Annotated in this window: 10 protein-coding genes; 4 read left to right on the top strand and 6 right to left on the bottom strand. The window is 69.6% G+C overall.

Features of this window, described 5'->3' with window-relative positions; translation table 11 throughout:
- Window positions 1-47 precede the first annotated feature (47 nt).
- A complete protein-coding gene (locus A8G15_RS19470) occupies window positions 48-2,369 on the bottom strand; it encodes an FHA domain-containing protein (protein WP_068163426.1) in 2,322 nt (773 codons plus the stop codon).
- A gap of 16 nt (window positions 2,370-2,385) precedes the next feature.
- The gene (locus tag A8G15_RS19475) at window positions 2,386-3,384 is read right to left on the bottom strand and encodes an NADPH:quinone reductase (RefSeq protein ID WP_245687906.1); all 999 of its coding nucleotides are present in this window, start codon (window positions 3,382-3,384) and stop codon (window positions 2,386-2,388) included.
- An 88-nt stretch (window positions 3,385-3,472) separates the two neighbouring features.
- Here A8G15_RS19475 and A8G15_RS19480 point away from each other — a divergent pair, with 88 nt between their 5' ends.
- The gene (locus A8G15_RS19480; protein ID WP_068163281.1) at window positions 3,473-4,063 is read left to right on the top strand and encodes a methyltransferase family protein; all 591 of its coding nucleotides are present in this window, start codon (window positions 3,473-3,475) and stop codon (window positions 4,061-4,063) included.
- Window positions 4,064-4,091: 28 nt separating this feature from the next.
- Here the strand turns inward: A8G15_RS19480 and A8G15_RS19485 are convergent, their stop codons facing one another.
- Window positions 4,092-4,889 carry an AraC family transcriptional regulator gene (locus A8G15_RS19485; protein ID WP_068163285.1) on the bottom strand — a complete coding sequence of 266 codons (798 nt, stop codon included), beginning with the start codon at window positions 4,887-4,889 and terminating at the stop codon, window positions 4,092-4,094.
- 70 nt (window positions 4,890-4,959) lie between these two features.
- On the opposite strand from A8G15_RS19485, the gene A8G15_RS19490 reads away from it, so the two are divergent.
- Complete coding sequence (locus A8G15_RS19490) at window positions 4,960-5,481, top strand: VOC family protein (protein ID WP_068163287.1); 522 nt, start codon at window positions 4,960-4,962, stop codon at window positions 5,479-5,481.
- A gap of 63 nt (window positions 5,482-5,544) precedes the next feature.
- Here the strand turns inward: A8G15_RS19490 and A8G15_RS19495 are convergent, their stop codons facing one another.
- The 3 genes from A8G15_RS19495 to A8G15_RS19505 form a co-directional block, all read right to left on the bottom strand.
- The gene (locus A8G15_RS19495) at window positions 5,545-5,736 is read right to left on the bottom strand and encodes a hypothetical protein (RefSeq protein WP_068163289.1); all 192 of its coding nucleotides are present in this window, start codon (window positions 5,734-5,736) and stop codon (window positions 5,545-5,547) included.
- Window positions 5,737-5,853: 117 nt separating this feature from the next.
- Window positions 5,854-6,327: an SRPBCC family protein gene (locus A8G15_RS19500; RefSeq protein ID WP_068163291.1), complete on the bottom strand. Its 474-nt coding sequence runs from the start codon at window positions 6,325-6,327 to the stop codon at window positions 5,854-5,856.
- Window positions 6,327-6,656, bottom strand: a complete 330-nt coding sequence (locus A8G15_RS19505; protein ID WP_068163294.1) for an ArsR/SmtB family transcription factor — start codon at window positions 6,654-6,656, stop codon at window positions 6,327-6,329. The genes A8G15_RS19500 and A8G15_RS19505 overlap by 1 nt, the downstream gene beginning before the upstream one ends.
- 124 nt (window positions 6,657-6,780) lie before the next feature.
- Here A8G15_RS19505 and A8G15_RS30745 point away from each other — a divergent pair, with 124 nt between their 5' ends.
- The gene (locus A8G15_RS30745) at window positions 6,781-7,233 is read left to right on the top strand and encodes a S4 domain-containing protein (RefSeq protein ID WP_156665475.1); all 453 of its coding nucleotides are present in this window, start codon (window positions 6,781-6,783) and stop codon (window positions 7,231-7,233) included.
- Between the two features lie 54 nt (window positions 7,234-7,287).
- Window positions 7,288-7,782: a DUF2505 domain-containing protein gene (locus tag A8G15_RS19515; RefSeq protein ID WP_068163301.1), complete on the top strand. Its 495-nt coding sequence runs from the start codon at window positions 7,288-7,290 to the stop codon at window positions 7,780-7,782.
- The last annotated feature ends 20 nt before the right edge of the window (window positions 7,783-7,802 follow it).

Consider the following 7,802-nt stretch of genomic DNA (forward strand, 5'->3'; position numbering starts at 1 on the left):
GTGGGAGGGTGGGGCGGCAGGAGCCGCGGGGTGCGGTCGCCGGGTGCTCAGCGGGGGCGCGCCGACCGGCGGCCACGCAGCCGCAGTCGGCTGTAGGTGAACAACGCCAGTACCACACCGATGAGCACCAGCATCCCCATGCTGAACAGCCACCACGAGGCGACGTGCTGCCAGAGGGGGTCGCTCTCGGCCGTCGGATCCTTCGCTCGGAGGTCGACGGTCGAGGCGGCTGCGGCGTAGCCCCAGCGGGCCGCGAACAGCCAGGACAACTGTTCGAGCACCATCCGGCCGGTGATCGGGATCAGGCCTCCGCTCATCACGAGCTGCACCATCACCGCCACCACCAGCATCGGCATGACCTGCTCGCTCGACCGGGCCACGGCCGACAGGGCCAATCCCAGCACGACGCACGCGCACGTGGTCATCGCGACGTCGACCACGAGCTCGATGCCACCGAACGGGATGAGTGCACCGGAACCCGGAATTCCCTTGCCCGCCATGACCACCAGCACCAGCACGATCGACTGGACGAGCGCAGCCGTGCAGAACACCAGGATCTTCGCCGCCAGATAGGCGGACGGCTGCAGACCAGCCGCGCGTTCACGGAAGTAGATCTGCCGCTCGCCGACGAGGTCGCGCACCGTCAGCGACAGACCCATGAAGCACGCACCGAGGATCAGCAGAATGAGAATGAACGACAGCTCGCCGGGTTCCACACCCGGCGCCGGGAAACCGAACCCCGCGTCGCCCGGCACCAGGATGGTCAGCCCGCCGAGGACGAACGGCAGCACCGACAGAAAGATCAAATATCCGCGATCCGCCCTGACGAGACGGAACTGTCGTCGCGCCACCGTGCCGAGCTGACCCGTCCGGGACGTGGGTGCCGGTCGCCCCAGCGGACGTCGTTCCTTCGGGGGCGGTTCGTCGAGCGTGGAGCTGCGGGCAAGGTGATCGGCGTACACGGCGTCGGGTTCGGCCGCGACGCGGGCGAAGATCTCCGCCCAGTCGGTGCTGCCCAGCGCGGAACCGACGTCGGCGGGCGGTCCGACATACGCGGTCCGTCCCCCCGGCGCCAGGAGCAGCACCTGATCGCACATCTCCAGATACGACAGCGAATGCGTGATCACCAGGATCACCCGGCCCAGGTCCGCGAGGCGGCGCAGGGTGGACATGATCTGCCTGTCCAGGGCCGGATCGAGTCCGGAGGTGGGTTCGTCGAGGATCAGGAGCGACGGCCCGGTCAGCAGCTCCAGCGCCACCGACGCCCGCTTGCGTTGCCCGCCGGACAGCCGATCGACACGGGTGTCGGCATGCTCGGTGAGCTGCAACTCGGCCAGCACCTTCGCGATCACCTCGTCGCGGTCGGCGCGTGTGGTGTCCGGCGGCAGCCGCAGTTCCGCGGCGTAGCCGAGCGCCTGCCGCACGGTGAGCTGCCGGTGCACCACGTCGTCCTGCGGGACGAGCCCGATCCGGGAACGCAACGCCTGATACTCCGAATGCAGGTCGTGGCCCTCGAATTCGACGATCCCGTCGGTCGGGCCGGTGGTCCCGGAGACGATCCTGGCGACCGTCGACTTGCCCGCCCCGGACGGGCCGATCACGGCGGTGAGTGTGCCGAGAGGCGCGGAGAGGCTGACGTCGTCGAGCAGCCGCCGCCCGCCCGCGATCGTCAGGCCGACGCCCTGCACGCGCAACCCGACCGTGGGTGAGGGCTCGTCCTGTCGCGGGACGAGGTTGTCACCGTGTACCACCAGATCGGTGTTGCCGATGGTCACGACGTCACCGTCGTGCAGCAGCGTGCGGGTCACCGGTTCACCACCGACGAACGTACCGTTGACGCTGCCCAGATCCTCGATCTCGAGACCGGAAGGGCCGGTGTACAGGGCAGCGTGCGTGCGGGAGGCGAGCACGTCGGAGACGACGATGTCGCAGGTCCGGTCGCGGCCGACGGTCCGGCCGCCGGTGTCGGGCGGACGCGGTCTGCGACGAGGCGCGGGCCGAAGGTCGTCGGCGCGGATCGTCCGAAGCTGCTCGACCAGGCCCTTCCGGGTCCGCGTCGCGGACGGATCGGCCACGACGAATCGCACCGACGGCGCGGTGTAGGGGCCACCGCAGTGCACGACGACGGAATCGGTCAGCGCGACGCGTTCCACGCGGTGACCGTCGACGAACGTGCCGTTCTTGCTGCCCGAGTCGGTGAGGTACCAGCCGTCGTCCCATTGCAGCCGGACGTGTTCGCGGGAGACCACCGGATCGGTGATCGTGATCTCCATCGTCTCGTCCCGGCCGATACGCACCTGGTCGGGCGCGTCCACGACGGTGCGGCCCCCGTCCCACTCGATGACAACCCGGCCGTTTCCCGTGCTCATCGCCCAGGCCTCCCGTTCAGTGTTCGGGTCGCAGCACCAGACGGATGCCACGCGCGTCGCCGGCTTCGAGCCGGCGGTGGGCTTCACCGGCAGCGCTCAGCGGCAGCTCCTCGACGTTCCGGGGGCGCAGCACCCCGTCGGCGAGCAACGTGGTGACGTGCTGTGCGGCCTCGGCCAGTTCATCGGAGGTGGCGTTGCTGATCGCGAAGCCGATCAGGCTGCGGTCGCGGGGATAGAGGTCGCCGGCCCGGCATTCGAGCTGCCGGTCCATCCCTGCCATCACCACGATCCGCCCGCGCGTCGCGAGCAGGTTCAACGTGGTGGCGAGGTCGAGCCGGCCGGAAGTGTCCACAAGCACGTCGATGCCGTCGGAGGCGGCGGAGCGCAGCCGACCGGCCAGATCGGGAGCTGTGTAGTCGAGTACCTCTGCCGCGCCGGACGATCGGCACCACTCGTCGTCGTCCGCGCGGGCCGAGACCAGGACGCGCGCGCCGGAGCGGGCGGCCATGACGGTCAGCGCCGACCCGACGTGTCCGGCGCCGCCGGCGACGAACACCGTCTCCACAGCGCGGAGACCGGCGTGGGTGTACAGCGCGAGGTGCGCGGTAGCCGCGGGGTGCGCGACCGCGACCGCGACGACCGGATCGACCCCGGCCGGCAGCGAATACACCCGGTCCGCCGGTGCGGTGGTGTACTCGGAGGTCGGACCCTGGCGGCCGTCGTGTCCGAGGCTGTTGCACCACACACGGTCGCCGACGTTCGGCGTCGTCACCTCGGCGCCGCGGCCGACGACGGTCCCGACGACATCGCGGCCGATCACGAACGGGAACGTCAGCGCGGTGGGGAAACGGCCGGACCGGACGAACGTGTCGACGTTGTCCACCGCGACCGCTTCGACCTGCAGCAGCACGTCGCCGGGGCCGCACCGGGGGACGGGCAACATGCCGTAGCGGATCGCGTCGGTGCCCCCGAGCGATTCGACATACGCCGCGTGCATCTGTTCCGGGCCGGACACCATTCGATGGTACCGACCGGGCCGGTCGAGGCCGGGCGGTTCGACGAGCCTTCTCGGACACCCGGTCAGCGCAGCGGATACTGGTGCCGTGAGCACACCATTGTTCGCGGCCGAACCCCTGGCCGGGCTCACACTGGCTGCCGCGCAGGCGGCGTGGTTGGTCTCGGAGGTCCGCATCGGGCGGCGGAACCGGATGCCTGCGCCGGATCGGATCGGACGCGGGAGCGGTCTGGTCGTCGGGATCGGCCTCGTCGCGGTCTACGTCGGCGGGCCGATGCTGAGCCTGACCGTCACCGCGGCGACGATCACCACCGGTGCGGTGATCTGTTTCGTTGCGGGCCTGGCGATTGCGGCGGCCGGTCAGGCGCTGCGGCTGCGCGCGGTGCGAGAACTCGGCGCATCGTTCACCTTCGAACTGCAGACGGTCGCGGGCCAGCGGGTGATCGACACCGGGCCGTACGCGCGGGTCCGTCATCCGTCGTACACCGGAGCGCTGATCTGCGCGCTGGGTTTCACTGTGGCCTATACGAATTGGCTGGCTCCGCTCACGGTGCTGGTGCTTGCGGCGGCGTATATGGTGCGGATACCGGCGGAGGAACGCATGCTCGTCGCCGCGCTGGGGGACCCGTACCGGCGTTACATCGACCGCACATGGCGGCTGGTTCCGCACGTGCTCTGACCCGGCCGCCCCCGGTGGCCGGGGTCGCCTAACCGTCGTGCTCGGGGACGGTACGGTCGCGGTACGTGCTCGGGTTGAAGCCGAGAACCCGACGGAAGTCCGCGCACAGATGGGCCTGGTCCGCGTACCCGAGTTCGGCGGCGACCTGTCCGATCGGAACAGCCGGATCGTCGCGCAGACGCTGGGCGGCTTCCTGAAGCCGGTAGCGGCGGATCATCGCCAGCGGAGTCACACCGACGTACCGCTGCGCGAGACGCTGCACGCTGCGCACCGAGATTCCCAGCGCGCGTGCCAGGTGTTCGACGCGGATGACCGTGAGGTCGGTGGCGATCGTCTCCTCCATCGTGTTGGCGAGCTCGCCGTCGGCGTCCGGCGGCCCGAGACGGTCGGTGATCCACCGGGCGTACGCCGCGGTCGCCCGAGCGCGCCGCGCGTCGTCGTCGGCCGTCATCGCCGCCGTCACCGCCCGGTGTAGTTCCGGTGCATCGTGCGGGATCTGCCGGTCGCGAACCGCGCACGGGTCGCCGACGAGCGACGGAATCGCGGCCGGCCGAAGCAGCGCACCGACGGCCCAGCCGGACCCGCTCAGGTCGCGGTGCGATCGTCGGGTCGTCGGTCCGGAGAGCGTCACCCAGCCGGGTTCGACGGTCAGATTCGACGCGGGGAACGCCAGGATCTCCTGCCGTGACGTCCGGCCCGGCGCGAGCCGCCACTGCGGAATCCAGAACCACCGCACCAGACCTGCGAGTTCGGGGGGTGGCGGTTCGCGATGGAACGTGGGCAGGCGCGCCGGATACAGGACACCGCGTCGGTCGCCGTTCGTCACGCCTGTCCTTTCCCGAGTGCTGTCGCGAATCTACAAGCCACCCCCGACAGAGCGGTCCTACCGTCGTGACATGAGCGAAAACACCATGATCAAGGCCGGGGTCACCGGCGACCACACGACCGACGGCATCCCGCACGGATCCACCAGCCTGACGCCGTTCATCACTGTCCCGGCGGCCCGCGACGCAATCGAGTTCTACCGTTCGGTGTTCGGTGCCCGTGTCGTGGACGTCACCGAACTCGGTGGCGTCGTCGTGCATGCGGATCTGGATTTTGGCTGCGGCCGAATGCAACTCGGCGAGCCGAACCCCGAATACGGGCTCGTCGCCGCGCCGGCGGGGGACGCCGACTGCTATTCGATCGGTCTGTACTGCCCGAATGTCGACGAGGTGGTCGCGCACGCCGAACGAGCCGGCGCCACCGTCCGTGAACCGGTCGGCACGTTCGTCTCCGGGGACCGGTTCGCGTCGATCCGCGACCCCTTCGGGGTGCGATGGTCGATCATGACCCGGGTGGAGGACCTGTCCGAGGAGGAAAGTGCCCGACGGGTCGCCGAGTGGGCGGCCGAGCAGTCGGCCCCGGATGCCGGCTGACCTGCCGTATCCGCCCGGTCCCGGGGATCACCACAGGTCGAATGCGCTGTCCGACACGGTGAATCAGTGTAGTCGCGCGGCGCAGGTGACGCCCCGGTCCGGGTCCACGGCGCAGGTGAATCCGGCGGTGGTGAGGCTGCGACCGTAGGCGAGCGGCCGCGCGGTCTCGCCGAACCTCAGGAACAGGGTGTCGCCGGCGCTCATGAAGGCGGCCTCGTCGCCTGCGGTGGGGGCCCGGGAACGACGACGGTGCATCCGGCGACAACCGCCACCGCGACGACCCGCGGCAGGACAGCCACACCCCCGTGTCTCATGCCGACATGGTGATCGAAGTGTCCGGCTCGGTGGCATGCGGGGATGGTGTCCCCGAGGTCACGCCGCCAGCAGGCGATCCAGCGCCGCGTAGCTCTCGCTCAACCCGTCGGCCATGCCGCTCTGCATCATGCCGTCGCGTTCCTCGGTGGTGTGGAACAGGCTCTCGGTGACGATCCTGGTGCGGCCGTCGCCGAGATCGGCGAACGTCGCGGTGTCGATCGAGACGTAGCCGGGCATGCCGTCCCACTCGAAGGTCTGGACGATGCGTTCCTTCGGGGTGATCTCGCGGAATCGTCCTTCGAATCCGTGGGTTTCGCCATCGGAGTGTTCGACGAACCGCCAGTGACCGCCGCGCTCGAATTCGAACTTCTCGACGTCGAGCCGGTTCCCGCGGCCCCACCAGCGGGCGAGCTGCCCGGGGTCGGAATGGGCCGCCCAGACCCGGTCGAGCGGGGCGTCGAAGACCCGCTCGACGCGGATTGCGCGGTCGCTGGGGGTGGTGACGGTGACGGTGGTGTTCTGGGTGGTCATCACAGCTCCTTCGTGTCGTCGAGAAATGCGGCGAGGCGGTCCATGCGGTCTTCGATCGACTGCCGGTGGCCGCGGATCCAGTCCGCCTCGCGGTCGAGAGGGTTGGCTCCGAGCGTGCAGTACCGCACGCGGCCCTTCTTCTCCGTCAGTACCAGGCCGGCCTCCTCGAGGAGTCGGATGTGTTTGGTGATGCCGGGCAGGCTCATGTCGAATCGTGCGGCCAGGTCGCTGATCGAGGCGGGACCGTTCGTCAGATGTTCGAGGATTCCGCGGCGGGTGGGATCGGCCAGCGCCGCGAACGTCGAATCCAGATCCGAATACTGAACCATTTGGTTAAGTGTTGCATCACGGCTCTTCGGAGTCAACACTCCGCGCTCGCGTATTCGCGGACCGTTCACCCGCTCGTTCCGCACACGTGACCGCACCGACGGGTGAATCCGGCACGCTGACAGCATGGCGACGCTCGTTCTCGACTCCGTGTTCGGCTTTCTGCAGGACAGCGGCCTCGCCGGATCTCCGGGTGAAGCCGCGGCCCTGCTCATGGAGGGCCTGGTGCGGATCAATCACCTGCCCGTGCGCAACCCCCGGACCCACCTCGTCTCCGGGGACGTCGTCTCCGTCGCCGGAGACCACCGGCACGCGGTGTTCACGACCCCGGCCGAAGTGCGGTGCACACAATCGCTGCGCACCCGGCGAGCGCGAGGCACACTGGTCCGCGTGACCGGTCATCCGCTGCCGAAGACCTCGGCTCCCGCCCAGCGCGCATTCGACGACATCGGCGTCGCGACCCTCGAAGATCTCACCCGCTACACCGAACACGACCTGCTCGCGCTGCACGGCGTGGGGCCGAAGGCCGTGCGCATCCTGCGGGAGGACCTCGAACGCCACGGTCTGCACTTCGCGTGACGAGCGGTTCGATTCCCCGACCGTGGTCGTAGTGACGCAGTAGCGTTCCCATCCATGCCGAAGAAATTCGAGTTCACGGCAGTTCTCGACCATCCGGCGGGAGATGTGCACGCCGCGCTGATCGATGAGCGGTACTGGCGTGACCGGGTCGCCGCCAGTCCCACCGCGACCGTTCGGATCGAGAATCCCCGCGGTCCCGGCACGCTGCGTGTCGTCGTGACCGAGCGGACCGAACCGTCCGACATCCCCGCGCTCGTCCGCAGCGTCGTGCGCGGACCCATGGTGCTGGAGCGCACCGACGAGTGGGGCGCCCTGGGCGCCGACGGCGCGACCGGCCTCATCGCCGGTGCGGCCACCGGCATCCCCGTCGACTTCCGCGGCACCTCGCAACTGCGGCCCACCACCGACGGAACCGTCCTCGACCTGTACGGGGAGGTGACCGTGAAGATCCCGCTCCTCGGCGGGCAGATCGAAGGACTGGCCGCCAAGATGATCGGCCAGATCATCGAGAAGGACCGTGCCGCGCTCGCCTCCTGGCTCACCCGCTGACACCCGGCCACCGACCGCCT

The organism is Rhodococcus phenolicus (assembly GCF_001646785.1).
GTDB classification, from domain to species: domain Bacteria; phylum Actinomycetota; class Actinomycetes; order Mycobacteriales; family Mycobacteriaceae; genus Rhodococcus; species Rhodococcus phenolicus.